Source organism: Kineosporia sp. NBRC 101731 (assembly GCF_030269305.1).
In the GTDB taxonomy this organism is placed as follows: domain Bacteria; phylum Actinomycetota; class Actinomycetes; order Actinomycetales; family Kineosporiaceae; genus Kineosporia.
Genome location: NZ_BSTC01000003.1, coordinates 393,179 through 416,423, shown reverse-complemented (window position 1 = coordinate 416,423; position 23,245 = coordinate 393,179). Strand labels below are relative to the sequence as shown.

The following is a 23,245-nucleotide window of genomic DNA, read 5'->3' as shown; positions in this document are numbered from 1 at the left end:
ACACGTCGATGTCACACGAAAAGCCGGAACCCGTGGTTTGTTTCGTCGGTGCGGGCTCAGTGGAGTTCACCCGGCAACTGCTGCGCGACCTGCTGTCCGAACCGGAGCTTGCCGGCTGCCGGATCGTTCTGCACGACATTGACCAGCGCCGCCTCGACCTGGCCGAGAAGATCGCCCACGTGACGATCCGGCACCACGGCGCCCGGGCCACGGTGACCGCCACCACCGACCGCCGCCGGGCGCTGGCCGGTGCGGACTTCGTCATCAATGTGGTCAATATCGGTGGCCACGCCGCGACGCTCACCGACTTCGACGTGCCCGAGACGTTCGGGATCCGCCAGACCATCGGTGACACCCTCGGCGTCGGCGGGATCTTCCGGGGCCTGCGCACCTTTCCCTTCCTGGCCGCCCTCGCGCAGGACATGCTCGATGTCTGCCCGCAGGCCTGGCTGCTGAACTACACCAACCCGATGGCGATGAACATCGCCTACCTCAACGCGGTGGCTCCCGGCCTGAAGGTGCTGGGGCTGTGCCACTCCGTCTACTGGACCATCCACGACCTGAGCGCGCTGGTGGGCGCGCCGCTGGACGAGGTGACCTTCCGCAGTGCCGGCGTGAACCACCAGGCCTGGGTGCTGGAGTGGCAGCACAACGGTGAAGACCTGTACCCCCGGCTGGACGCGCTGATCGCCAACGACGAGCAGCTGCGCCGCCGGGTGCGTGTGGACATGTACCGCCGCCTGGGCTTCTACCCGACCGAGACCAGCGAGCACTCCTGCGAGTACGTGCCCTGGTACCTGCACGACGAGGCCGAGATCGAGCGGCTGCGCATCCCGCTGCGCGACTACGTGGGGATCAGCGCCGGCAACGCCGCCCAGGTGGCGCAGCTGGAGGCCTCGATCGACGCCGGCGAGTACACCGAGCCCGAGGAAGAGGCTGCCGAGTACGCGCCGCAGGTCATTCACTCGATCGTCACCGGCCGGCCCCGGGTGATCCAGGTGAACACCGTCAACACCGGGCTGATCACCAACCTGCCGGCCGGGGCGCCGGTCGAGGTCCCGTGCGTGATTGACGCCCAGGGCGCCCGGCCGCTGTATGTCGGCGAACTGCCGCCGCAGTGCGCGGCGCTCAACCGCTCGGTGCTGAACGTCGCCGACCTGACCGTGCGGGCAGCCGTGGAAGGGCGCCGCGACCACGTCGTGCAGGCCCTGATGTGTGACCCCGCCACCTCCGCCCAGCTGCCCGTCGGCCGGATCGCCGATCTGGCCGAGGCGATGTTCGCGGCGCACGCCGATCTGCTGCCGGCCTCGCTCCAGGCCTGAAGCGTCTGGTGAGCAGCTCAGACCTGGTGCACCCGCAGACCGGCCTTCCTCAGCTCGGCCACCGCGTCGGGGTCGGCCGTGGAATCGGTGACCAGGTCGGACACGGCGGCGATCTCGCTGATCCGGGCGAAGCCGCGGCGGCCGATCTTGGTGCCGTCCGCGACCACGATCACCGTCTCGGCCGAGAGCAGCATGGCCCGGTTGGTCTGCGCCTCCACCTCATGGTGCGTGGTGAGGCCGGTGCGGGCGCTGATGCCGTCGACGCCGATCACGGCGACGTCCGGGTTCAGTCCGTTCAGGGTCGTCTCCGCGATCGGACCGATCAGCTCGTAGGACTCGGCCCGGGCGGTACCACCGCACACGACCAGGTCGATGTGCGTGCGGACGGCCAGTTCCGAGGCGATGTTCAGCGCGTTCGTCACCACGCGCAGCCGCGGCCGGGCCACCAGCACCCGGGCGACCTCGGTCGTGGTCGAGCCACCGTTCAGGGCCACCGAGGTGACTCCCGCGGGGATCAGCTCCGCGGCCCGCAGGGCGATCAGGCGCTTGGCGTCCTGACGCCGCCCACCGCGATACTTCATCGGCAGCTCGTACAGCACTCCACTCGCGACAGCGCCGCCGTGGGTGCGGGTGAGCAGGTTCTGCTCCTCCAGCCGGGCCAGGTCACGACGTACGGAGGCCTGCGAGACCTCCAGCTCCCGGGCCAGCTCCGGCACCCCGACGGTGTTCTGGCGGCTGAGGCGCTCCAGGATGAGGCCCAGCCGATCTTCCTGACGCATCTGCCCACCCTAGTTCATCGTGATCACAAACGCGCAGACGCCTGCGCATTTCGCGCACGGCCACTCTCCTCGCCCTCACCACACCGAAAGGACTCCCGATGAGTTCCGAAGACCTGAGCGCCCTGGGCGCCGCGTCGACCGCCGAGGAGATCACCCACCAGCCGGCCGTCTGGCGCCTCCTCGCCCAGGACCTCGAGGAGCGGGCGGACACCGTCCGCGCCTTCCTGGAACCGCTGCTGAGCCGGGCCGATCTGCGGATCGTGCTGACCGGAGCGGGCACCTCGGCCTACGCCGGGCAGGTCCTGGCGCCGGGTCTGAGCCGCACCCTGTCCCGTCGCGTCGACGCCGTGCCGACCACCGACATCGTCAGCCATCCCCAGCAGATCTTCGCCGAGGACGTCCCCACCCTCCTGGTCTCCTTCGCCCGCTCCGGCGACAGCCCGGAAAGCCTGGCCGCCGTGCAGTTCGCCGACAGCCAGCTCTCGGACGTGCACCACCTCGTCCTCACGTGCAACCCGGACGGCGCCCTGGCCCGGCAGCGGCCGGACCGCTCGCTGGTGCTGGTCATGCCCGAGGGCACCAACGACCGCGGCTTCGCGATGACCTCCAGCTTCACCAGCATGCTGCTGGCCTGCCGGATCGTGCTGGGCGGGAATGCCGGCTGGATGGAACAGGCCGCCCGGGCCGCCGAGCAGGTGCTGTCGGTCATGAGCGGTCCGGACGGCCTGGCCGCCCAGCTGGCCGCGCGCACGTTCGAGCGCGTGGTCTACCTCGGCAGCGGCGCCCTCACCGGTCTGGCCCGCGAATCCGCCCTCAAGCTCACCGAACTCACCGCCGGTGCGGTGCCCACCTGGGCCGAGTCGGCCCTGGGGTTCCGGCACGGCCCCAAGGCCGTGCTCACCGGCTCCACCCTGGCCCTGGTCTACCTCTCCAACGACCCCTACACCCGCCTGTACGACGAGGACATCGTCACCGAACTGCGTACCCAGCTGGGCAGTTCGCAGGTACTCGTGATCGGAGCGTCCGCTCCCCGCGACACCACCGGGCTCACCCTGGTGCCGGACGGTCTGGCAGCAGTGGACGACGCGGTGCTCGCCGCGGTCTTCGTGGTGGCCGCCCAGGAACTGGCCCTGCGCTTCTCCCTGGCCCACGGCATCGGCTCGGACAACCCCTTTCCCGGCGGCCAGGTGAACCGGGTCGTAAAGGGCGTGACCCTGCACCCGCTCCCCGCATGAGCCGCCGACTGTTCCTCGGCATCGACGGGGGCGGCACCAAGACCGCGTTGTGCCTGGCCGATGACGAGGGCACGGTGCTGGCCGGCAGCCGGATCGGCAGCGTGTACAGCGTGGGCCCCGACCGGCTGACCCACCTGGCCACGCTGCTGCACGAGGGCATGGCCGCCATCTGCCGCACCGCCGAAGTATCCCCGCAGGACATTACTTTCGTGTTCCTCGGCCTGCCCGGATTCGGCGAGGACAAGGCCGACGTCCCGATCATCGAGGGCCTTCCCCGCTCGGTACTCGGGCACGACCGGTACCGGTGCGACAACGACACGGTGTGCGGTTGGGCCGGCTCACTGGCCGGCGCCGACGGTATCAACGTGATCAGTGGCACCGGCTCGATCACGTACGGACGACGCGGTGGGCAAGGCGTCCGGGTCGGCGGCTGGGGTGAGGTCTTCGGTGACGAAGGATCCGGCTACTGGCTCGGAGTGCGTGCCCTGCAAATCTTCTCGCAGATGAGCGACGGCCGGGCCGAGCCCGGGCCGCTGCTGACGATCCTGCGCGAGCACCTGAACCTGGACGACGACCTGGATCTGGTCGGGCTGGTCATCAACGAGTGGAACGCCGACCGGACCCGGATCGCGGCACTCTCCCGACCCCTGGTGGAGGCCGCCCGGGCCGGCGACCGGGCCGCGCAGTCCCTGATCGCCGAGGCCGGCACCGAACTCGCCCGGCTGGTCACCACGACCGCCCGGCGACTGGGATTCACTGCCAGGGAGAAGTTTCCGGTGTCCTACTCCGGAGGCGTCCTGGGGGTGCACGAGGTGTTCGAGGCCTTCGCACACGCACTGGAGCCGGTCGACTGCGAGCTGCGGACCCCGATCCTGTCGCCGGTGCTGGGGGCGGTGCTGCACGCCGCTCAGCTGTCCGGGCACCCGATGACACCGGCGGCGCTGGAGAACCTTCGTCGGAGCGGGGCTTAAATTATTCCCAAATGCACGTATGGCATCGGTTTCTGGGTATCCCTGGCGTGCATCTGTGCATAGGCTCTCCCCAGTTTCGTGGAGAGCCCAGCCGGCGAAGGATGCGTCACCGACCATCGCTTCGACCCGGCCCGGTCGCCAGAGAATCGCTCGAGGCGGGGTATCCACAGCAGGGAAACGAACATGCGCCTTCTCTCGTCCATGCGCTCCCGATTCGCGCTCGCCGGTGCCGCCGGAGTGGTCGTCCTGGTCAGCGGCCTGAGTTTCGTCTCGGCCGGCTCAGCCTCCGCGGCTGTCGTCAAACCGCCGGTCAACGGCCAGTTCGACTACCAGATCGGTGGTGCGTACACCCCCGCCGCCAGCGTGAAGATTGTCGACCGTGACCGATCCCAGAAGCCGGTCAGCGGCAAGTACAACATCTGCTACGTCAACGCGTTCCAGACCCAGCCCGACGACAAGTCGTGGTGGTCGACGAACCACCCGGACCTGCTGGTGAAGAAGTCGAACGGCTCTCTGCTGGTCGACCCGGACTGGCCCGACGAATACCTGATGGACATCTCCACCGCGGCCAAGCGCGACGCCCTGATGGCGATCGTCGGCCCGTGGATCGACGGCTGCGCGACCTCTGGCTTCCAGGCGGTCGAGCCCGACAACATCGACTCCTACACCCGCTCGAACGGCGTCCTGACCCAGGCCAAGGCCATCTCCTGGGCCACTGCCCTGGCCTCCCGGGCCCACGCCCAGGGCCTGGCGATCGCCCAGAAGAACACCGCCGAACTGGGCTCTCTCGGGCGCGACACGGCCAAGTTCGACTTCGCCATCGCCGAGGAGTGCAACGTCGCGGACTACAACGAGTGCGGCGACTACCAGGCCGTCTACGGCAACAACGTGATCGAGATCGAGTACACCGACAACGCGAAATCGGCCTACACGAACTCCTGCTCGACGCGCGGCAGCGCCATCTCCATCATCCTGCGCGACCGCGAGGTCGTCCCGGCCGGAAACTCCGCCTACCACTACGAGTCCTGCTGACCGCGCACAGACCGCGAGGTTGACCAGCCAGCCCCAATCGATGCTTTCCCTCGGATCGGACCAGCTCCAGTTTGAGCTGGACGAAGACCCGCAGGGTCGTCTGGTGAATCCGTCGCCGGGACCGGATGGGTGCCAGCGGTCGGCGGCGAGTGATCTATCCGGGAGCATCCGATAGCAGGAGGGCCGGAGTCCAGAAAGTACGGGGCGTGGGCGGCTCATGATCTTGCCCTCCCCTAGTGCTCTCGCGGCGGGACCGGTGATGTTCCCGGTTCCGCCGCGGGGTGCAGTACCCCGCCCTGGGAGTCAGGGCGCGGTGGCGAAAGGCGAGCCAACAGGCTGAGGTGATCGGCCCAGCGATTCTCCCGTTGATCCGTTCGGCGGCACACCGGCGCCACGAGCAACGCCACCCCGACAAGCAGTTGAGGAAACCGATGCGGCTATATCCCTGACCTGGGATCTACGTCCGAAGGCCTCTTTCTGGGGCACAGACCTACTCGGCCGTGATCAGCCGCAGGCCGTTGTGGTCGACGAACCGCTGGAAGTCCTTCACTTTAAGCGTCGCCAACGGCAGATCGTGGGTGAGACAAGCAGCCGCAATCCAGCTGTCGTTCTGCGGGCCGGTCTGCCCTCGCAACTGCGCTTGGGCGGCGATCCGCCCCCAGGTGGTGGCGACGCTCTCGTCCCCCTCCAACACGGCGAACCCTGAAACCCAGTCGGAGAAGTTCTGGCGGCGCGTGTTGCCCCAGTGGCGAACCTCGACCCACTTCGTAAGTTCGCCGAGTGTCACGAAGGTCAGGAGCGCGCGGCGGCCAGCGATACGAGCCGCGAGTTGCGGCGGAAGACTGTTCTTGTGGAGACGCGATGCAACGTCGGTGTCCAGGATGACTGGCTGCAGCAGGATCGATCAGGCCTGGTTCTGCTGACGCTCTGCCCGGTAGGCCTCCAAGAATTCGTCCAGCTCCGGGTCCGGAACGCCGAAATTGGCTGATAGTTCTTCGGCCGGGCCGAGCGGGGGAGTGCCCTTCGCTGCCAACAGCTCTTCGACCGTGCGGCGGGGGCGTGGGGCCGGCACCGGGTACTGCTCCGCTGAAGCGCTCATCGCTCTACCACCTTCCTGCTTGGACGGTTCTGGTCCGATTCTACCGTCGGGCGTACTGGTGCCGAGTATGTCGAACCGGGCGCCTGGAGTCCCGAACCCGTGGAAACTGAAACTGACCTTGAGGATCAGCGACGGGTGATCACGCTCAGCCTCACCTGGCTCGAGTAGCTCCTCCGACAGGGTACGGCGACGGACACAGGGATTGGGTCGCTTCGGTGCCAGTGGCTGGCGGACTTGCGCCAACCGCACTTGGGACCAGGGCAGCACGAGGTCATGCCCCGCCCGGTAGGTGACCGAAGGATCCAGGAACCCCTTCGGGCGAGTTGATCCGAACGGCGCACAGCGAGACCACTCGGCGTAAATCGTCGCGGACGCCCGGATGTCAGATGATTTTCAGTCAGACCTCGAGATTCTGCACTGCAACGCATGGCCCAACAGCTCGTGCTGGGCGAAGAACCGCAGCCCGTCCTCGGTGAACACGGCCGTGCGCTCGTTGAAACGCAATCGCGAATTCCGCCAGGACCCGCACCTGGGGTCGCTACCCTCTCCAGCGTCATCGGGGTCTCCAGCTCAAAGACCTCGTCGGCGGTCTTGGGGCCCCAGCTCACGCCCAAGTCGGCGTAGGCGTTGCGGGCTCGCTCACCCAGTTCGACGACGTAGTCCTCGGACCAGCCGGCCGTCCCGCCCCCTGGATCGCGCGCATGTAGTCATCCAGCTCGGGACGCTCGCCCAGAACACACGACAGGTAGACCAGGTGGGCGCCGGTGGTCTGCTCGACGTGGGTGTCCCCGCCGGCCTGGACCTGCTGGTTCAGTGATGTCAGGCGGTCGTAGACCTCGATCCGGCTGCCCGCCGGCGTGACCGGTTCGGTGGTGGGGACGCAGTCGAAGTCGATGACCTGCCGGCCGCCGCGTGATTCCTCGTAGGCTCCCCAGGAGCGACTGGCGGCCGGGCTCGGCCTGTTCCAGGCGGGGCATACCGCTGGTCGGCTCAGTTACGGCTCCGCCGCCACCGCCCGCACCCGGCTCACCGCCTCCTCCACTCCCCCATCCCACGGCGTGCCATGACCGGGCAGCACCCACCGCGCCTGGATCCCGGCCAGCCGGTCGAGGGAGGCCAGGGCTTCCGGTACGTCGTCCGTGAAGGGGGCGGGCGCCGGGCCGGGGCGGCCGGTCAGCACGTGCTTCGTGGTCAGGGCGTCGCCGACGAAGACCGCGTCCACCACCGGCACGTGCACGGCGATGCTGCCGGGCGAGTGTCCCGGCATACCGATGATGACCGGAGCGCCCGGCAGGTCGAGCACGTCACCGTCGGCGACCGTTCGTACCTCGGTCAGATAGGTGTTGCGCAGTCCACCTTTTCGGGCCGCGTACCAGATGAAGCGGGCCAGTGCCGCGATCTTCACCGGGCCCAGGCCGGGGCTGGTCTTCTCCTCGCCCCGGGCCCGGGCGGCGTCGGCGGCATGGATGTAGACGGGGACACCGTGGTCGCGGCGCAGTCGCTCGGCGAAACCGATGTGGTCGGAGTCGCCGTGGGTCAGGATCACGCCCCGGATGTCCGCGGGGGTGAGGCCCAGTCCGGAGAGCTCGGCGATCAGGTCGGACCAGAGCCCCGACAGGCCGGCGTCGATGAGGGTGACGCCCCCATCCGTCACGACGAGGTACGCCGCGACGATGTCGTTCCCGATGCAGTGCAGCTGATGATCGAGTTTCACAGTTCTCCCCTGATCGGATCCCGGAACCGGTCCTGAGCAGCAGGCTCACCTTGAGGTAATCGCCTCACCCAATAGTGCCTTCTTCCGCGGTCCTCCCACCGTTCGTACCGTCGAACTCATGAACACCACCGCACTGAGCAACCGCACCGCCCTCGTCACCGGCGCCTCGAAGGGCATCGGCGCGCGCATCGCCACCGAGCTGGCCGCGGCCGGCGCCGCCGTGATCGTGAACTACCGCTCCGACGAGTCCGGCGCCGACCGGGTGGTCAAGGAGATCACCGAGAACGGGGGCCGGGCCGTGGCCGTGCGCGCCGACGTCGGCCGCAGCGACGAGGTGAAGGCCCTGTTCGCCACTGCGCGAGAGACTTTCGGAACAGTGGACGTGCTGGTCAACAACGCTGCCATCTCCGAGTTTGCGCCTCTGGGCGCCTACACCGACGAGCAGTACCGCCGGCACACGGACACGAACTTCTGGGGTCCCATGCTGACCATGCAGGAACTGATCGGGCAGACCGACCTGGGGCCCGCGTCCATCATCAACATCTCGACCGCCGGAACCACCACTCTGCCGCCCTACGCCAGCCTGTACGTGGCCACCAAGGCGGCGCTCGACGCGGCGAGCGTGATCGCCGCCAAGGAACTCGGCCCGCGCGGCATTCGCGTGAACACCGTCGCCCCCAGCGTCTCGGACACCGACGGCACCCGCTCCAGCGGTTTCATCGGCTCCCCGCTGGCCGACCAGGCCGTCGCGCAGATCCCGCTGGGACGCCTGGGCACCCCGGACGACTACGGCCAGGTCGTGGTCTTCCTCGCATCGGACGCCGCCCGCTGGATCACCGGCGCCCACCTCCACGTCAGTGGCGGGCAGCGCTGAGTTCGTCCGCCTGGCGGTCGTGTCCGGCCTGGGCCTCGAGAATGCCGGACGCGTTCTGCCCGAACCAGTGGATGAGTTGCGTGAGCGGGGTGGCCAGACTCATACCCATCGGGGTGAGTGAGTAGGTCACCTGGGGCGGGACGGTGGGCTCCACGTCACGGTTCACCAGTCCTGCCCGCACGAGGGTCTTCAGGTTGTGCGACAGCATCTTCTGACTGATCCCGTCGACCCGGACATGCAGCTGCGAGAACCGGTGCGGACCCTTGATCAGCGCCGCGATGATCAGGGTTCCCCACCGCGTCGTCACCTGATCCATGATCGCCCGGCTCGTGCAGGTGCGATCCAGCGTGTCGGCGGCCAGCAGAGTGCCGGCCACAGCCAGCTCGTCGTCACCTGTCATCCCCGCAGATTACCTCGGGAAAGCTGCTTACCAAAGGTGAGCTAGCTGTTCGCCACCCGTTCGCAGTTCGTCTCAGCGGGTCGATGTGTACCCCGTGCGGTCATTCTCGGTGATCTCCCGCAGCACGCGACCCGGGTTGCCGGCGAAGACCGCTCCTGCCGGAACGTCTTTCGTGACCACCGACCCGCCACCGATGACCGCGCCGTCGCCGATCGTCACGCCCGGTAGCACGGTGACGCCACCCGCGATCCAGACCCCGTTCCCGATCGTGATCGGCCGGGCCCAGCATCCACCCGCAATCCTCTCCCCCAGGTCGAGCGCGTGGTTGGAGGTGTAGAGCCCCACTTTCGGGCCGATCAGCACGTCGTCACCGATCACGATGGGGGCGCCGTCGAGCATCACGCAGTCGAAGTTGGCGAAGAACCGCGCCCCGAGGTGGATGTTGCGGCCGAACTCGCAGCGGAACGTCGGCTCGAAGTTCGCCCCCTCACCCGCCGACCCGACAACCTCCTTCAGCAGACTCTCCCGCTCGGGCGACGGCCGGCCGTACGAGGCGTTGTAAACGTTCGTCGCCAGCACCGCCCGGGTGCGGGCCTCCAGCAGCTCCGGGGTCAGGTCGTCGTACATCCCGCCGGTCGCCATCTGTGCGAACTGCTCGGTCAGATCCACTGTTTCTCCCTGATGACTGCTGCGCCGGAACGCCCCTGAGCCTAATCCGGAACCCTTCGCAGGTCGTCCTCCGTGATTGCTCGCATCACCCGGCACGGCACCCCCACCGCGACGCTCAGGGGTGGAATGTCGTGCGTGACCACGCTGCCCGCACCGATCACCGATCCGTACCCGATCCGCACCCCTGGCAGAACCACCGCGTTGCTGCCGATCCAGACCTTGTCCTCGAGCACGATCGGCTCGGAGAAGCGCCGGAAAACGACACGCAGGCCGGGATGCACGGGGTGGCCGGTGGTGGTCAGCGTGACGCCCGGGGCGATCATCACGCCGTTCCCGATGCGGATCTCCACGTCATCCACGAAGGTCAGGTTGACGTTGCCGAAGAAGTCGTCGCCGATGTGCACGTTGCTGCCGAACCCGGCGTGAAAGGGCGACAGCAGAACGGTGCGGGCACCGACCGAACCCAGGATCTGCTCGAGCAGGCTGCGGCGACGGTCGGTATCACCGGGCCTGGTCTGGTTGTAGTCGAAGATGAGGTCGGCCCGTCGCCGGGGAGCGAGAAACGCGGCCTCTGACTCGGTGTACAGGGATCCCTGCCGGATGCGCGCGAGAACCTTCGCGTCGTCTTCGCTCATCGCCGGATTCACGCGACGAGTTTAGAGGGGATGCTCGACCTCGTCGCCGAAACCCTGCTGATCGCCCGAAAGCCTCTTCCAGAAAGGGGAGTGAGCGCATGAACAGTGTCGCCACCGCGGCCGATCTGCGCATCGCCACCGTGATGGCCGCCGTCGCCGTGGTGCTCCTGAGCGGGGTGGTGCTGGGCCGGCTGGTCCAGTGCTTCCCGCAGCCGGCGGTCATCGGGGAGATCGCCGCCGGCATCATCCTCGGGCCGAGCCTGCATCATCAGCGACAACCGCCTCGGGCACACCCGGGTGGCGGCACTGGCACTGGCCGGGGCCGCAGTGGACGACGTGCTCGCCTGGTGTCTGCTGGCGTGGGTCTCGGCGCTGGTGAGCGTGGAGGGCCGGCCCGGCGATCTGATCCAGATCGCCGTTCTGTCGTTCGTCTACGTGGCGTTCATGGTTGCCGTCGCGCGCCCCGTGCTCGCCCGGTTCGTCGGCCACATGAGCGACCGCGGCTACTGGAGGGCACTTTTCGTGGTGCTGTGCGCCGGGGCCCTGCTGTCGGCGTACGCCACCACCTGGATCGGCATCCACGCCATCTTCGGCGCCTTCGCCTTCGGTTTCATCACCCCCCGCGAGCCCGCCCGGGCCCTGGCCGAGCACGTGGCCACCCCGCTGAACCACATCGCGACCATTCTGCTGCCGGTGTTCTTCATCGTCACCGGCCTCAGCGTCGACCTCGGAAGTCTCGGCGGCGCAGACTGTCTGGAACTTGCCGCGATCCTCGTCGTGGCCACGGCCGGCAAGATGATCGGTGCCACGGTACCGGCCCGCCTGCTCGGGCTGCCCTGGCGGGAGGCCCGCATCCTGGGCCTGCTGATGAACACCCGGGGACTGACCGAGCTCATCATCCTCAACGCCGCGCTCAGCCTGGGAGTCCTGGACGGGAAGCTGTTCACCATGATGGTGATCATGGCTCTCTTCACCACAGCCCTGGCCGGGCCACTGCTCCCCCGCGAACCCGGCTCGCTGCCGGGAGCAGCCGAACTGATTCCTCACAGGACATCATCAGGTGCCTGGGGCAAGCTGGGTGCGGCACTGACGCCACCATCGGGAGGACAACGATGACCCTGGAGTTCACCCAGCGAGCGACCGGCGGGGACCCGCCCTTCACCCTGCCCGGCAGCCCGGTGCCGTACTTCCTCGAAGCCGGTGAGGGCGAGCGCGCCCACCTCTTCGACCAGCTGTTCACGGTGCTGCTGTCGGGTGACGAGACCGAGGGCCAGTTCGGGGTGTTCACCATGGAGGCACCCCGGGGCGAGGCCATTCCCGTGCACTCCCACGCAGACGTCCACGAGATCTTCTACGTGCTGGACGGGAAGGTGCGTGTCGTCATCGAGGACCTGGACGGCACCCGGCACGACAAGGTGCTGACCACCGGCGATTTCGGATACGTGCCGGCGGGGCGCAAACATTCCTTCCGGGTCGAGTCGCACCGGGCCCGCACACTCGGCGTGAACACGGGCGGTTTCGAGCGGTTCTTCGCCGCCGCCGGCGAGCGCACGCAGGAGCGTGTGCCCCCGGCGGTCCCGCTGATCCCGTCCCGTGAACAGCTCGGGGCCGCCGCGCAGCAGTTCCGGAACGAGTTCCACCACGACGTCCACCTCCATGACTGAGGCGGCCCCGGTGGGGGGAGGTGGGCGTCCACCATTGATGCGCCCTCACCGCAATGGCGACCTGCGGTTCTGGAGAGCCATCGAGTACGCGACGGTACCCGGGTTCCGGCCGCTCCTGCTGGATGTGTATCGCCCCGACACCCGCGCGGCCGTTCCCGCGGTCATCTTCGTGCACGGTGGCGGCTGGCACGTGGGCAGCCGGGCGTCGGTCGGGCCGACCTATGCCGACTGGTTGCCGTCACCTCTGGAGCAACTGGCGGGCAAGGGTTTTGCGGTGATCTCGGTCGACTACCGGTTGACCGGGGAGGCGCGTTTCCCGGCACAGCTCGACGATGTCACTGCCGCTGCGGCCTGGGTGCGCGATCGCACTGACGAGCTGGGCATCGATCCGCGGCGGATCGCGGTGTGGGGTGAGTCGGCGGGCGGGCACCTGGCTGCCCTGCTCGGGCTCACCGCCGAGGGAGTCGCCGCGGTGGTCGACTGGTACGGTCCCTCCGACCTGGCCCGGTTGCCCACCGACGCGGCCGAACTGGGTATCTCGGTCACCGATCCGTCGGCCGCCGACTCCCGCGAGGCTTCCCTGCTGGGTGGTCGGGCCGCCGAGGTGCCTGAGCTGGCAGCTCAGGCGTCCCCGGTGGCACGGGTGCACGAGAACGCGCCCCCGTTCTTACTGATCCACGGTACGGCAGACCGTTTTGTGCCGCACCGGCAGTCGGAGCGACTGGCCGACGCCCTTCGGGCCCAGCGGGTGGACGTTCGTCTGCGTCTGCTCGAGGGCGCGGATCACCTGTGGCTGGGTTCTCCGGAAACTGCTCGCACTGCTTTCGATCTCACCGTCGAGTTCCTGCGCGAGCGGCTGGCCTGATCCAGCTCAGCCGTTGCGCTGGGGCGGCAGGAGTGCGCTCACCCCGGTGTAGAAGTGCCCGATCTGGTCCACCACGGCCTCGAGGGCATCCAGGTCCATCGGCTTGGTGACGTAGGCGTTGGCGTGCCGCTGGTAGCTGGCCAGCACGTCGCTCTCGGCGTCGGAGGTGGTGAACACCACGACTGGAATCGCGCGGAACCTCTCGTCACCCTTGATCGCGGCCAGGGCCTGACGTCCGTCGAGACGGGGCATGTTCAGGTCGAGCAGGATGAGGTCGGGGCGGTCGGCGTCCGGACCACCGCGACGCAGGAAGTCCAGGGCTTCCTGCCCGTCGCCGGCCACGTGGAGCACCGGCGGGCGCTGACTGCGCTCGAGCGCTTCGGTCACCATCAGAACGTCACCGGGATCGTCCTCGACCAGCAACACGACCGGGAGCCTTGAATTCATCGTCAACACACGCCCTTACTACGGGACTGCATCGATAGCTCTCTGCAGGTCATCATCGTCGTCATCGACGTTCGCGAATCTCTGCACGAACGTCGGGAAATCATCACACACCACAACACCCCCGCGCGCCTACTCCGCCCGGCGCCTGCGATATGTCCTCGTCTTGTGCCGATTGCCGCACACTTCCATCGAGCACCAGCGGCCGCCGCCACTGCGTGAGGTGTCGTAGAAGGCCCAGTGGCAGTCTGTCGAGGCGCACAGTTTCAGACGGCTCCATCTCCCTGAGGCCACCGCCACCGCGACGGTCTCGATGATCACGTCGAGACCAGCGACGCCACTGTCCGCGACGAGACGCAACTCTCCGCTCTCGTCGGGGGCCATCCGCAGGGGAAATCCCAGGAGCCCGACCGTCGGGGCGTCACCGGCGACCACCTCCCGCAGGGCCGCCCTCAGCGTGAGGGCTGTGGCCAGGCTGGAATCGCTCAGTTCCGGCGAGGGTAGGCCGTGCGCCTCCAGCCAGGCCGCGAGCGCATCGACCGAGGTGAGCTCATCGGCGGCGAAATGGTTCTCGCCGTGCCGGCTGAAGGTTCTCTCGTCGAGCGTGTTGAGGAACTGCTCGACCATTACCAGATTCACGACACCAGCTTAAGTCCATAGCGGTGTTGCGTGCTCACGACACCGGCTTTACGTTTAAGTGGTGTCGATGACGAAGAAGACCCCGACCGATGTCCGTCCCGTGCTCGCAGTGAGCTCCTCGGAGCTCGACGACCTGCGAGCGCGCCTGCGGAAGACCCGGTGGGCCACATCCCTCCCGGTGGATGCGTGGGAGGCGGGCACCGACGTCGACGAGGTGCGGCGCCTGGTGGAGTACTGGGCCGACGGCTACGACTGGCGCCGGCACGAGGCCTCCATCAACGAGCTACCGCACCGGTTCGCCGATATTGACGGCACCCCCGTGCACTACCTGCGTTTCGACGCGGAGCGGGAGGGCACCCTGCCGCTGGTGCTCACCAACGGCTGGCCGAGCACATTCTTCGAGATGATCGAACTGGCACAACGACTTTCGTTGCCCTCACGGTTCGGTGGCGGCCCTCAGGACGCCTTCACGGTGATCGTGCCGTCGCTGCCCGGTTTCACCTTCTCGCCCCAGCGCCCGGGCGGGAGCCTGCCCACGCACGAGCTGTGGCACCGGCTCATGCATGACGAGCTGGGTTTCGAGCGGTACGGCGCGCACGGCGGCGACCTCGGCGCGGGCGTCACCGGCCGGCTCGGCCAGGCCCATCCCGAGGCGGTGGTCGGCATTCACCTGCTGAGCGTCGACACCACTCCCCGCGACAACCTCACTCCCGAAGAGCAGACCTACCTGGAGGCGATCGCGACCTGGCACGCGCAGGAGGGCGCCTACAACCACCAGCAGCGCACCCGTCCGCTCACCCTGGCCCAGGGGCTGGGCGATTCCCCCTCGGGCCTGCTCGCCTGGATCCTGGAGAAGTACCGGGCCTGGAGCGACTGCGGCGGTGAGATCTCCAGCCGGTTCAGCGACGACTTCCTGCTCACCCAGGCCTCGCTGTACTGGTTCACCGACACGATATCGACCTCGTTCCGGCCTTACTACGAGAGCGCCCAAGTCTCCGGAGCACATCCGCTACGTGTTGAGGTTCCTACTGCGGTGGCTGTTTTCCCGGGTGATCTCGGCGCCCCGCCGCCGCGTAGCTGGGTGGAGCGCACCTACCACCTGACCCGTTACACGGTCATGCCGCGCGGCGGTCACTTCGCCCCGCACGAAGAGCCGGCACTGCTTGCGGACGATCTGACTGGCTTTTTCGGGTCGGTGAAAGAGTGACGGTGGAACCTCCACGACCGTCTCCGCCGCCAGCGCCGCGTCCCCGCTCTGCCCTCCGACGGTGAGTTCGGCGTCCTCGTCGTTGCTGGACGCTCTGATCTCATTCGGCCGAGGCCGACCGGATTCCGGCCGTCCTCAGTGATCGGGTCCCAGGAAGGCCTCCTCCACCTGCCGCAGCTCGTTCTCGTCGAGGTGCGGCTGGACCCAGTTGCGCAGCTCCAGGTGCAGGATGAACGTAGCCGGCACCGCGGCGTCGTACTTCTCGACGTAGTAGGCCAGGTCGCGGGGCCAGACCCAGGCTCCGTCGGTGACCAGTTCGAGCGGGGCCACGGCCCGGGCGGTGGGGTCGAGCACATCGTCGACCAGGGCCGCCGTCGCCGCCAGGACGACGTTTCCCTCCAGATAGCGCAGGAGCTTCGCGGTGTCCTGGTCCGTGTCACGTTCCACGGCCTCGCGCAGGCTCTCGCCGTCCGGGTCGCCGTGCGGAAGTTCCCGGAAGAACCCGGCTCTGCTGATGTTCATCGTGAGGCTCCCGGCCGGAAGGGGATCCATCGTCCCGACATCGTCAGCGGTGAGGGCCCGACCACCAGCCGGCCCGAACGGAAGGCGAAGACCGTGCCGGAAGGTGCCAGCACCTCGACACCGAGCTTGTCCGCCAGGTTCTGCGCCGTGGCCGCCCCGACCCCGCCGACCGAGCCCGAGACCAGCCGGACCGGGCCGCCGCCGTAGTTCGCGTCGTTGAGGATCAGCCGGGCCAGGGCCCGGTGGCTGAACCCGAGCCCCGTGGACATGCCCTGGATGATCACGTCGTGATAGCCGTGTTCGGGCATCGCCCGGGCGGCCAGCTCGGAGAAGTCCTCGGCCTTGGCCAGGAAGTCCGAGACCCCGCCCAGATCGAAGGCGTGCAGATAGTCCTCGGCCGTCAGGCGCACCGCCCGGTTCTGCACAGCGCCGCCGAAATTGACCGGGACGAACGTCAGCGCGAGCTCGGCGCCGTCGGTGAGCAACGCCCCCGGCGTCACCCGGGACAGATAGGCCCGCACCGCCGACCGCGGATCGCGCACGAAGGTGGCAGCACCGCGCCCGTGCGAGGCCAGGTACGGCGCGGCCCCGGACACTCCGAAAGCCTGCCCGAGCGACCCGGCCGACAGCCCGGCCAGCGCGATCAACCCGCCGATCACCATCAGCTGCTGCCACACCGTCAGCCCGGACCACCAGCCCCCGAGATCACCTGCTGACCCCCCGCCGTCCGGTCCGGGCGGCCACCCTCCGGCCAGCCACGCCCCGGCCAGCAGCATCATCAGCAGTACCGCAGCACACACCCGCCAGCCGGGAACGGCCCGCGATCCACCGGGACCGGCCTGGGTGGTGAACGCCTCCCGGCGCGCGTGACGCACCATCTCCGCCCCGGCCCGGCCCCGCACCAGTCGGGTCAGCCGGGACTCCCCCGTCGCGCCGGCGTGCGCGGCCAGGACCACCACCCGGTCCCGCGACGCATAGGCCACCAGTGCACAGGCGGCGACCACCAGCGTGCGCCAGACCTCGGCAACCGCCCGGCCCGCCACCCCCAGAACCTCACCTCCCGAACTCCGCGAGACGCCCCTCTTCCGAGACGCAGCCCGGGACATCCGGCGCCCTCCGCCATTCCCCCCGGAGTCGCCGGCCCAGAACTCGCCGCCCCCGGCACCACTCACCCCAGCGCCGCTCACCCCGGCACCACTCACCCCGGCACCACTCCGCCCGGGATCGGCGTCACCCTTCGACGCGTCCGCACCATCCGCATCCTGGTCGGCGGAATCCGGGCGGCTCTCGAAGACCAGACGGGACGACCACGCGTGGGTCCACCAGACGGCCAGCCAGGGCACGGGCAGGATGGTCAGGTCGCCGCGCCGGGCGTCAACGGCCAGCAAATGCCGGGCGTCGACCAGCAGGACGAGCACCAGTACCGCGGCCAGCAGCGCCGCCGGCGGAAGACTCTCGTGCAGAGGCAGGGCCTCGACCACCTGCTGACCCCACCGCAGCGGGAGCGGAACCGACGCCGTCGCGCCGGCCGGAACGCCCACCATGCGGCCGGATACCGCCAACCACCCCACCAGAACCGGCGCGGCGAGCGCGATACCGCGCAGCGCCACCGCGCCCGCACCGGAGCTGACCGCGGCCCGGCGCCACACCACGATCGCCGTCCCGACCGCGGCCGTGACGATCGCCGTGGACACGAACTGAGTGCCCTGGCCGTCCGCCCCGGACACCTCGTGCGCCATCTCACGCACCGCCTGGAACGCGAGCCCGGCGGTAAAACCCAGAAGCAGCCAGTCGCTCACCGAGAACTGCCGCGCCCGCCGGGGCACCGCGAGAGCCATCGCGGCCACGGGCGCAAGTTTCAGCGATTCCTCCGCCAGAGCGGTCGTCGAGGTGGCCGGACCGTCCGGGAACAGCACGAGCAGCGCCACCACGGCCGCCAGCGACCAGAGCAGCGCGAGCGCGAACATGCGCGCTGCCGTGATCCATCGCATCGTGCGGGTGACAGCGATCAGGAACCCGACAATGAACAACCCGTAGATCTTCACAAAACCCCGCACCGGCGAACGCATCTCCGGCCAGAGCAAGGCCACCAGCACAATCCCGGCCAGTGCCGTCCAGAGTGCTGCGGCCCGCGAGATCCGCAACCGCCGGATCAGTTCCGGACGCTCGGCGATGCCGGCCGGCGTCCACCTGTAAGGACGCCACCCCCGGCCACCACTCTGCGCGTCTTCCTGATCAATGGACCGGTCGGGAGCCTCACCCGACGTGACCCGATCGCCCCGTGCCGCTGGTGTGACCATCGCCCGTGTCGCCATTGCCCTGGTCGCCGCTGACTCGGTCGCCGCTGCCTGGTCTGATGCGGACTGGGCCGCTGCCGCCTGGCCTGCCGCCGCCCGGTCAGCCGCCGCCTGGCCTGCCGCCTGGCCTGCCGCTGCTCGTGTTGCCATCCTGGTCCCTGTCCTGCTCATGCCCCCGGCGCCCGCCCGGGTACGCCAGGGTATGCCCGATTCGGCCCGCCCGGACCTCGATGCCGGCGATACCGATCCGTGGCATTGCCGGACGCGGCGTTCTTTTCCCTGATGACGCGCACCTTTCGCGATGTGGTCGGCACTGCCCGAATCCGGTGGGCCGGACCGCGATGCTCGACCGAACCGCGTTATGGGCATGCTGCCGGAGCGACATATCCCCGTTAACAGCGCGTAGTCGCCACCCCGCAAGCCCTCTCCCGGCCATGCCACGACCCACCGCCCCCTCCCGAATCGGCGATACGCAAGAACTATATCAACGAATTGCGGTCGTGCTACGGTTCACGTATCACCGAATCTCCACGGCAGTAACGTGGATACGGCAGGCGTGGTGTGCACCTTTCCACGCCTCCGCAGATCTCAGGAGGACCCACCATGAGCAGCACCATCCTCATCACCGGCGCGGGTTCCGGTTTCGGCGCGCTGACCGCCCGGGCCCTGGCCGACGCCGGCCACACCGTCTACGCGGCCATGCGCAACACCACCACGCGCAACGCCGAGCGGGTCACCGAGGCCCGGGCCTACGCCACCGGGCACAACGTCGACCTGCGCACGGTCGAACTCGACGTGCTCTCGCAGGAATCGGCAGACGCCGCGATCGCCACCGTCCTGTCCGAGGCCGGACGGCTCGACGTGGTCATTCACAACGCCGGCCACATGGTCACCGGGCCCACCGAGGCGTTCACCCCCGACGAGATGATCGCGGTCTACGACACCAACGTGCTGGGCACCCAGCGCGTCAACCGGGCCGCGCTGCCCCACCTGCGTTCTCAGCGCAAAGGCCTGGTGCTGTGGGTGGGATCGACCTCCACCAGGGGCGGTACCCCGCCCTACCTGGCCCCGTACTTCGCGGCCAAAGCAGCCATGGATGCCCTGGCCGTCTCCTACGCCGCCGAACTGGCCCGCTTCAACATCGAGACATCGATCGTCGTCCCGGGAGCCTTCACCAGTGGCACCAACCACTTCGCCACTGGTGGCCACCCCGGCGACCAGAGCGTCGTCCCTGCCTATGAAGAGCACTACGCAGGCCTGATGAACCAGGTCTCCCAGCGCCTGGCCGACCTGGCCCCGGCCGACGCCGATGTCTCCCAGGTCGCCGACGCCATCGTCGACGTGGTCGCGGCCGAACACGGCGAGCGCCCGTTCCGCGTCCATGTCGACCCCTCGAACGACGGCTCCGAGACCGTCAGCGTCCTTGCCGACCACATCCGCGCGCAGTTCCTCACCCGCATCGGCCTCGAAGACCTGCTCCACCCCACCGCCTGATCCCCTCGCCCCACCGAATGCACCGGTGCGATGAGAGTCCAGAGCCCTTGTTCCCACGCCGGAGATGCCCGGCCGGTCGGCAAGACCGGTCTGGCATCTCCGCCCAGCTCATTCAGGCCTCAGCACGTTCAGGCCTCAGCACGTTCAGGCATCAGCTCAACCCATCCAGGCATCGGCTCAATTCGTCGAGCCTCGGCCCAGTTCGTCGAGCCTCGACCCAGCCCATCCAGACCCGAGCTCAATTCGTCCGGACCCGGGCTCAATTCGTCCAGACCTCAGCCCGGTCGATACTGATCGTCGTCCCGTCGGAGGCGGCGTTCTTGTCCCCGGTCACGCGCACCTTCACGGTGTGGGTGCCGCTGCTCAGCTTCGGCGAGAGGTAGTTCATCCACTCCCCGACCCGGATCCGGTTGGACGGGTAGAAGTCGACACGCTTCTCGGCCTGACCGTCGATGCTGATGGCCGCGATGCCGTTGCCGACGTCCCGTACCGACAGCAGGGCCAGCTGAGTGCCGGTGAAGGTGAACGTCGCCGTGGCCCCGGCAGCGCCGCTCCAGTGATCGTCTCCCCAGAAACACTGCGCGGCACAGGTGGTTCCGGTACTCCACGTGCCGCTGTAGGCGAGTGATCCGACGCCGCTGGACCGTCCGTCGTCATTGATCCACCCGGTTGACGGTCCTGGATCTCCGGCGGGCAGCTCCTGGGAGGCGCCGATGGCCAGCGGCTCACCGAGGTTCGGGCTGCCGTCGCTGTTCCAGCTGATCCGCTGGATCCGGCTGGTGCGGTCGGAGTAGGTGTTCACGCTGGTGGTCTTGGCCAGGTAAACGATCCAGTCCTGGGTGCCGTCCGGGCTGGTGAAGAAACTGTGGTGCCCCGGGCTGAACACGCCCCGGGCGTCCGATCGGGAGAACACGGCACCGTCGTGCTGCTGCCAGTTGGCCGTCGCCAGGGGGTCGGCCGTGGCGGCGATGCTCGTCATCCACAGTTTGTAATCCGGCTTTCCGGTGTCGCAGACCGAGTACGTCATCCAGGTGCGGCCGTTGCGGTAGAGAAAAGCCGGGCCCTCCCGCACCTCGGCACAGTCGCCGCCGGCATTGATGGCGACCGCGTTGCCGGAGACCGTCCACGGATTCGACAGCGGGGCGAGGTTGATGCCGTTGTGCTGGTACTGGTTCGTGCCGCTCCAGGACAGGTACAGCTTGCCGTTGTGCTTCATCAGCGACGGGTCGATGGCGAACACGTCCCGGTTCGGCGGCGTCAGCTTCGCCTTGAAGTGATAGGAGCCCGCCGGGTCATTGGCATCGGACTCCAGTACGTACAGCCGGTGGTTCTCGTCCACCCCGTCGTCGGCCGTGTAGTAGAGGTACCAGCGGTCACCCACCTGGTGGAACTCCGGCGCCCAGACATCCTTGTTGCGGGAGGTGTTGCTGTCACGCCACACCTCGATCGGCGTGGCCCGCAGCAGCCCGGCCGCGCTCGGGGACCGGCGGATCTTGATCGAGTCGCCCTCGGTCATGGCCAGGTAGTAGTTACCGTTGAAATACGTCATGAACGGGTCCGGCCCGGTACCCACCGGGTTCCGGAACGTGCCCCCGGCCGCGCGGGCCGGCGAGGTCGAGGTCAGCGACGTGAACACGACGAAGGACAACAGCAGACCGAGAACGGCGGTGGCCCCGAGGAGCAGCCTCCGCCGGGGGCGGGACGTGGACAGGAGCACAGGGATCTCCATCGAAAGGGCCATAGGCCGGACAGCGAAGCAGAGCGATGCTCGACCCGGTCGTGTTATGGCCGCGCTGCCGCAGCGACATGGCGCCCTTAACAGCGGTCAGAGGCCTTTCCTCGACGGCAACGAGATGCGGGAAGCGATGGCCGTGGGCAATAAGTCCCATTGACCCCCATCGAGCGCGGCGACCAGACTCGGCCACCGGGCCGGGGTCCGGCTTCTCGACCCGAGATGTTCCCTGACATCGAAGGAGATGCCCATGATCCGCGCGTCCAAGATCCAGAACCGTCGGCACAGAGGCCTTCTGGTGGCGGGTGCCGTCGCGGCCGTCCTGACCGGCGCCGGGGTGGTGCAGGCCCAGGCGGCGGAAGCAGCGGACGTGTTGCTGTCCTACCGGAAACCCGCCACCGCCTCCACCTTCCAGGACGACGGCGCCTGCCCGGCCTGCACCGCCGACAAGGTCACTGATCAGGACGTGACCACGCGCTGGGCGACGAGCTCCACGGAAGGCTGGGTCGACCCGGGCTGGGTCACCATCGACCTGGGCGCGAGCGCCACGGTCCATCGCGTCGTGCTCCAGTGGGATGCCGCCTACGCCAAGGACTATCAGATCCAGATCTCGGACGACGGACAGAACTGGAAGCCGATCTACTCGGCCACCTCCGCCCCCGGCCACCAGGAAGACCTGACCGGCCTGGACGGTACGGGCCGCTACCTGCGGATGTACGGCACCGCCCGGTCCAACGGGTACGGTTACTCCCTGTGGGACCTCCAGGTCTACGGAACCGGTGGCGACCCCGTGAAACCACCGGAACCTGTTGCCGATATCGAACTTCCGGCCACCGACCTGGTGTTCTCCGACGAGTTCGACGGCACGGCCGGTTCTACCCCCGATCCGGCCAGGTGGACGTCCGACCCAGGCACCGGGCAGAACGGCGAGCAGCAGTACTACACGGACAACAAGAACGCGACCATGGACGGCTCCGGAAATCTCGCCATCGAGGCCCGGGAGGAGACCCCGCCCGAGTGCACCGGCTGCCGGTACACCTCGGGCCGGATCAACACCCTGAACACGTTCACCTTCACCTACGGCCGGGCCGAGGCCCGGATCAAGGTGTCCGGGACGCAGGGCCTGTGGCCGGCGTTCTGGATGCTGGGAGCGAACTTCCCGGAGGTCGGCTGGCCCCGCTCGGGCGAGATCGACGTGATGGAACACGTCGGCAAGGTGCCGGACGCGACCTACTCGACGTTGCACGCGACCGCCTACTACGGGGGTGGTGGGTACGGGCAGCCGTACACCGTGACCGGCAGCGACTTCGCCGATGACTTCCACGTCTACGCGGTCGACTGGGACGCAACGAAGATGACCTTCTCCGTCGACGGCCGCGAATTCTTCACCGCAGACAAGGAAACCGTCGAGAAGACGCGCGGCCCCTGGGTCTACGACCACCCGTTCTACCTGATCCTCAACAACGCCGTGGGCGGTGAGTGGCCCGGCGCGCCGGACAGCACCACCCGCCTTCCTCAGCAGATGCTCGTCGATTACGTGCGGGTGTACCAGTAAGCCGGCCGACCGTCGGTGAACCCGGCGGCAGAGGGTGTGAGCGGGACGGATCCGGCCGGTGCGGTCTACCCCGAACCGGAGCGGCTGCGTTGTGTA

General features: G+C 68.4%; 23 protein-coding genes. 11 read left to right on the top strand and 12 right to left on the bottom strand.

Annotated features, from left to right (window positions below):
- The first annotated feature begins 8 nt into the window (after nt 1-8).
- Entirely contained in the window at nt 9-1,322 is a 1,314-nt protein-coding gene (gene melA / locus QSK05_RS11795) for an alpha-galactosidase (protein WP_285597054.1), read from the top strand.
- A gap of 17 nt (nt 1,323-1,339) precedes the next feature.
- Here the strand turns inward: melA and QSK05_RS11790 are convergent, their stop codons facing one another.
- Nucleotides 1,340-2,101, bottom strand: coding sequence for a DeoR/GlpR family DNA-binding transcription regulator (locus tag QSK05_RS11790; RefSeq protein ID WP_285597052.1), 762 nt, complete (start codon nt 2,099-2,101; stop codon nt 1,340-1,342).
- Between the two features lie 98 nt (nt 2,102-2,199).
- On the opposite strand from QSK05_RS11790, the gene QSK05_RS11785 reads away from it, so the two are divergent.
- The 3 genes from QSK05_RS11785 to QSK05_RS11775 all read left to right on the top strand — a co-directional run bounded on the left by QSK05_RS11785 (nt 2,200) and on the right by QSK05_RS11775 (nt 5,339).
- Entirely contained in the window at nt 2,200-3,336 is a 1,137-nt protein-coding gene (locus QSK05_RS11785) for an SIS domain-containing protein (protein WP_285597051.1), read from the top strand.
- Nucleotides 3,333-4,307, top strand: a complete 975-nt coding sequence (locus QSK05_RS11780; RefSeq protein WP_285597050.1) for an N-acetylglucosamine kinase — start codon at nt 3,333-3,335, stop codon at nt 4,305-4,307. Before QSK05_RS11785 ends, QSK05_RS11780 begins: the two co-directional genes overlap by 4 nt.
- Before the next feature lie 183 nt (nt 4,308-4,490).
- Nucleotides 4,491-5,339: an endo alpha-1,4 polygalactosaminidase gene (locus QSK05_RS11775; RefSeq protein WP_285597048.1), complete on the top strand. Its 849-nt coding sequence runs from the start codon at nt 4,491-4,493 to the stop codon at nt 5,337-5,339.
- 490 nt (nt 5,340-5,829) lie between these two features.
- On the opposite strand, the gene QSK05_RS11770 is transcribed toward QSK05_RS11775, so the two are convergent.
- The 3 genes from QSK05_RS11770 to QSK05_RS11760 all read right to left on the bottom strand — a co-directional run bounded on the left by QSK05_RS11770 (nt 5,830) and on the right by QSK05_RS11760 (nt 8,152).
- Nucleotides 5,830-6,219: a PIN domain-containing protein gene (locus QSK05_RS11770; protein WP_285597370.1), complete on the bottom strand. Its 390-nt coding sequence runs from the start codon at nt 6,217-6,219 to the stop codon at nt 5,830-5,832.
- 24 nt (nt 6,220-6,243) lie between these two features.
- Nucleotides 6,244-6,438, bottom strand: coding sequence for a hypothetical protein (locus tag QSK05_RS11765; RefSeq protein WP_285597046.1), 195 nt, complete (start codon nt 6,436-6,438; stop codon nt 6,244-6,246).
- 994 nt (nt 6,439-7,432) lie between these two features.
- Nucleotides 7,433-8,152: an MBL fold metallo-hydrolase gene (locus QSK05_RS11760; RefSeq protein WP_285597044.1), complete on the bottom strand. Its 720-nt coding sequence runs from the start codon at nt 8,150-8,152 to the stop codon at nt 7,433-7,435.
- 118 nt (nt 8,153-8,270) lie between these two features.
- Here QSK05_RS11760 and QSK05_RS11755 point away from each other — a divergent pair, with 118 nt between their 5' ends.
- Nucleotides 8,271-9,026: an SDR family NAD(P)-dependent oxidoreductase gene (locus QSK05_RS11755; RefSeq protein WP_285597042.1), complete on the top strand. Its 756-nt coding sequence runs from the start codon at nt 8,271-8,273 to the stop codon at nt 9,024-9,026.
- Here the strand turns inward: QSK05_RS11755 and QSK05_RS11750 are convergent.
- The 3 genes from QSK05_RS11750 to QSK05_RS11740 form a co-directional block, all read right to left on the bottom strand.
- Nucleotides 9,007-9,426, bottom strand: a complete 420-nt coding sequence (locus QSK05_RS11750; RefSeq protein WP_285597040.1) for a winged helix-turn-helix transcriptional regulator — start codon at nt 9,424-9,426, stop codon at nt 9,007-9,009. The genes QSK05_RS11755 and QSK05_RS11750 overlap by 20 nt on opposite strands.
- Before the next feature lie 72 nt (nt 9,427-9,498).
- A complete protein-coding gene (locus QSK05_RS11745) occupies nt 9,499-10,095 on the bottom strand; it encodes a sugar O-acetyltransferase (protein ID WP_285597038.1) in 597 nt (198 codons plus the stop codon).
- Nucleotides 10,096-10,136: 41 nt separating this feature from the next.
- Nucleotides 10,137-10,730: a sugar O-acetyltransferase gene (locus QSK05_RS11740; RefSeq protein ID WP_285597036.1), complete on the bottom strand. Its 594-nt coding sequence runs from the start codon at nt 10,728-10,730 to the stop codon at nt 10,137-10,139.
- A gap of 264 nt (nt 10,731-10,994) precedes the next feature.
- Here QSK05_RS11740 and QSK05_RS11735 point away from each other — a divergent pair, with 264 nt between their 5' ends.
- The 3 genes from QSK05_RS11735 to QSK05_RS11725 are packed head-to-tail and all read left to right on the top strand — an operon-like array spanning nt 10,995 to nt 13,259.
- The gene (locus QSK05_RS11735) at nt 10,995-11,846 is read left to right on the top strand and encodes a cation:proton antiporter (RefSeq protein WP_352301035.1); all 852 of its coding nucleotides are present in this window, start codon (nt 10,995-10,997) and stop codon (nt 11,844-11,846) included.
- Nucleotides 11,843-12,394, top strand: coding sequence for a quercetin 2,3-dioxygenase (locus QSK05_RS11730; RefSeq protein ID WP_285597034.1), 552 nt, complete (start codon nt 11,843-11,845; stop codon nt 12,392-12,394). Before QSK05_RS11735 ends, QSK05_RS11730 begins: the two co-directional genes overlap by 4 nt.
- 37 nt (nt 12,395-12,431) lie before the next feature.
- The gene (locus QSK05_RS11725) at nt 12,432-13,259 is read left to right on the top strand and encodes an alpha/beta hydrolase (RefSeq protein WP_285597032.1); all 828 of its coding nucleotides are present in this window, start codon (nt 12,432-12,434) and stop codon (nt 13,257-13,259) included.
- Between the two features lie 6 nt (nt 13,260-13,265).
- Here QSK05_RS11725 and QSK05_RS11720 read toward each other — a convergent pair whose 3' ends face one another.
- Together QSK05_RS11720 and QSK05_RS11715 are read right to left on the bottom strand one after the other, a co-directional pair.
- On the bottom strand, nt 13,266-13,706 hold the full coding sequence (locus tag QSK05_RS11720) for a response regulator (RefSeq protein WP_285597030.1): 441 nt from the start codon (nt 13,704-13,706) through the stop codon (nt 13,266-13,268).
- A gap of 129 nt (nt 13,707-13,835) precedes the next feature.
- Nucleotides 13,836-14,342 (bottom strand): CGNR zinc finger domain-containing protein, encoded by a 507-nt coding sequence (locus QSK05_RS11715; RefSeq protein ID WP_285597028.1) that lies wholly within the window; start codon nt 14,340-14,342, stop codon nt 13,836-13,838.
- Between the two features lie 67 nt (nt 14,343-14,409).
- On the opposite strand from QSK05_RS11715, the gene QSK05_RS11710 reads away from it, so the two are divergent.
- The gene (locus QSK05_RS11710) at nt 14,410-15,549 is read left to right on the top strand and encodes an epoxide hydrolase family protein (RefSeq protein WP_285597026.1); all 1,140 of its coding nucleotides are present in this window, start codon (nt 14,410-14,412) and stop codon (nt 15,547-15,549) included.
- Nucleotides 15,550-15,684: 135 nt separating this feature from the next.
- Here the strand turns inward: QSK05_RS11710 and QSK05_RS11705 are convergent, their stop codons facing one another.
- Both QSK05_RS11705 and QSK05_RS11700 read right to left on the bottom strand, forming a co-directional pair.
- The gene (locus QSK05_RS11705; RefSeq protein WP_285597023.1) at nt 15,685-16,071 is read right to left on the bottom strand and encodes a hypothetical protein; all 387 of its coding nucleotides are present in this window, start codon (nt 16,069-16,071) and stop codon (nt 15,685-15,687) included.
- The gene (locus QSK05_RS11700) at nt 16,068-18,371 is read right to left on the bottom strand and encodes a DUF8616 domain-containing protein (protein ID WP_285597021.1); all 2,304 of its coding nucleotides are present in this window, start codon (nt 18,369-18,371) and stop codon (nt 16,068-16,070) included. The genes QSK05_RS11705 and QSK05_RS11700 overlap by 4 nt, the downstream gene beginning before the upstream one ends.
- Nucleotides 18,372-18,971: 600 nt before the next feature.
- On the opposite strand from QSK05_RS11700, the gene QSK05_RS11695 reads away from it, so the two are divergent.
- A complete protein-coding gene (locus tag QSK05_RS11695; protein WP_285597019.1) occupies nt 18,972-19,862 on the top strand; it encodes an SDR family oxidoreductase in 891 nt (296 codons plus the stop codon).
- 259 nt (nt 19,863-20,121) lie between these two features.
- Here the strand turns inward: QSK05_RS11695 and QSK05_RS11690 are convergent, their stop codons facing one another.
- Nucleotides 20,122-21,591 carry a glycoside hydrolase family 43 protein gene (locus tag QSK05_RS11690; protein ID WP_285597017.1) on the bottom strand — a complete coding sequence of 490 codons (1,470 nt, stop codon included), beginning with the start codon at nt 21,589-21,591 and terminating at the stop codon, nt 20,122-20,124.
- Between the two features lie 253 nt (nt 21,592-21,844).
- Between QSK05_RS11690 and QSK05_RS11685 the strand changes: the two genes are divergently transcribed.
- Entirely contained in the window at nt 21,845-23,149 is a 1,305-nt protein-coding gene (locus QSK05_RS11685) for a family 16 glycosylhydrolase (protein ID WP_285597015.1), read from the top strand.
- Nucleotides 23,150-23,245 lie beyond the last annotated feature (96 nt).

Excerpts from the sequence above, each read along its gene's own strand:
- melA (WP_285597054.1), top strand. The coding sequence starts at position 9 with ATGTCACACGAAAAGCCGGAACCCGTGGTTTGTTTCGTCGGTGCGGGC.
- QSK05_RS11790 (WP_285597052.1), bottom strand. The coding sequence starts at position 2,101 with ATGCGTCAGGAAGATCGGCTGGGCCTCATCCTGGAGCGCCTCAGCCGC.
- QSK05_RS11785 (WP_285597051.1), top strand. The coding sequence starts at position 2,200 with ATGAGTTCCGAAGACCTGAGCGCCCTGGGCGCCGCGTCGACCGCCGAG.
- QSK05_RS11780 (WP_285597050.1), top strand. The coding sequence starts at position 3,333 with ATGAGCCGCCGACTGTTCCTCGGCATCGACGGGGGCGGCACCAAGACC.
- QSK05_RS11775 (WP_285597048.1), top strand. The coding sequence starts at position 4,491 with ATGCGCCTTCTCTCGTCCATGCGCTCCCGATTCGCGCTCGCCGGTGCC.
- QSK05_RS11765 (WP_285597046.1), bottom strand. The coding sequence starts at position 6,438 with ATGAGCGCTTCAGCGGAGCAGTACCCGGTGCCGGCCCCACGCCCCCGC.
- QSK05_RS11755 (WP_285597042.1), top strand. The coding sequence starts at position 8,271 with ATGAACACCACCGCACTGAGCAACCGCACCGCCCTCGTCACCGGCGCC.
- QSK05_RS11750 (WP_285597040.1), bottom strand. The coding sequence starts at position 9,426 with ATGACAGGTGACGACGAGCTGGCTGTGGCCGGCACTCTGCTGGCCGCC.
- QSK05_RS11740 (WP_285597036.1), bottom strand. The coding sequence starts at position 10,730 with ATGAGCGAAGACGACGCGAAGGTTCTCGCGCGCATCCGGCAGGGATCC.
- QSK05_RS11730 (WP_285597034.1), top strand. The coding sequence starts at position 11,843 with ATGACCCTGGAGTTCACCCAGCGAGCGACCGGCGGGGACCCGCCCTTC.
- QSK05_RS11725 (WP_285597032.1), top strand. The coding sequence starts at position 12,432 with ATGCGCCCTCACCGCAATGGCGACCTGCGGTTCTGGAGAGCCATCGAG.
- QSK05_RS11720 (WP_285597030.1), bottom strand. The coding sequence starts at position 13,706 with ATGAATTCAAGGCTCCCGGTCGTGTTGCTGGTCGAGGACGATCCCGGT.
- QSK05_RS11710 (WP_285597026.1), top strand. The coding sequence starts at position 14,410 with ATGACGAAGAAGACCCCGACCGATGTCCGTCCCGTGCTCGCAGTGAGC.
- QSK05_RS11705 (WP_285597023.1), bottom strand. The coding sequence starts at position 16,071 with ATGAACATCAGCAGAGCCGGGTTCTTCCGGGAACTTCCGCACGGCGAC.
- QSK05_RS11700 (WP_285597021.1), bottom strand. The coding sequence starts at position 18,371 with ATGGTCACACCAGCGGCACGGGGCGATCGGGTCACGTCGGGTGAGGCT.
- QSK05_RS11695 (WP_285597019.1), top strand. The coding sequence starts at position 18,972 with ATGAGCAGCACCATCCTCATCACCGGCGCGGGTTCCGGTTTCGGCGCG.
- QSK05_RS11690 (WP_285597017.1), bottom strand. The coding sequence starts at position 21,591 with ATGGAGATCCCTGTGCTCCTGTCCACGTCCCGCCCCCGGCGGAGGCTG.
- QSK05_RS11685 (WP_285597015.1), top strand. The coding sequence starts at position 21,845 with ATGATCCGCGCGTCCAAGATCCAGAACCGTCGGCACAGAGGCCTTCTG.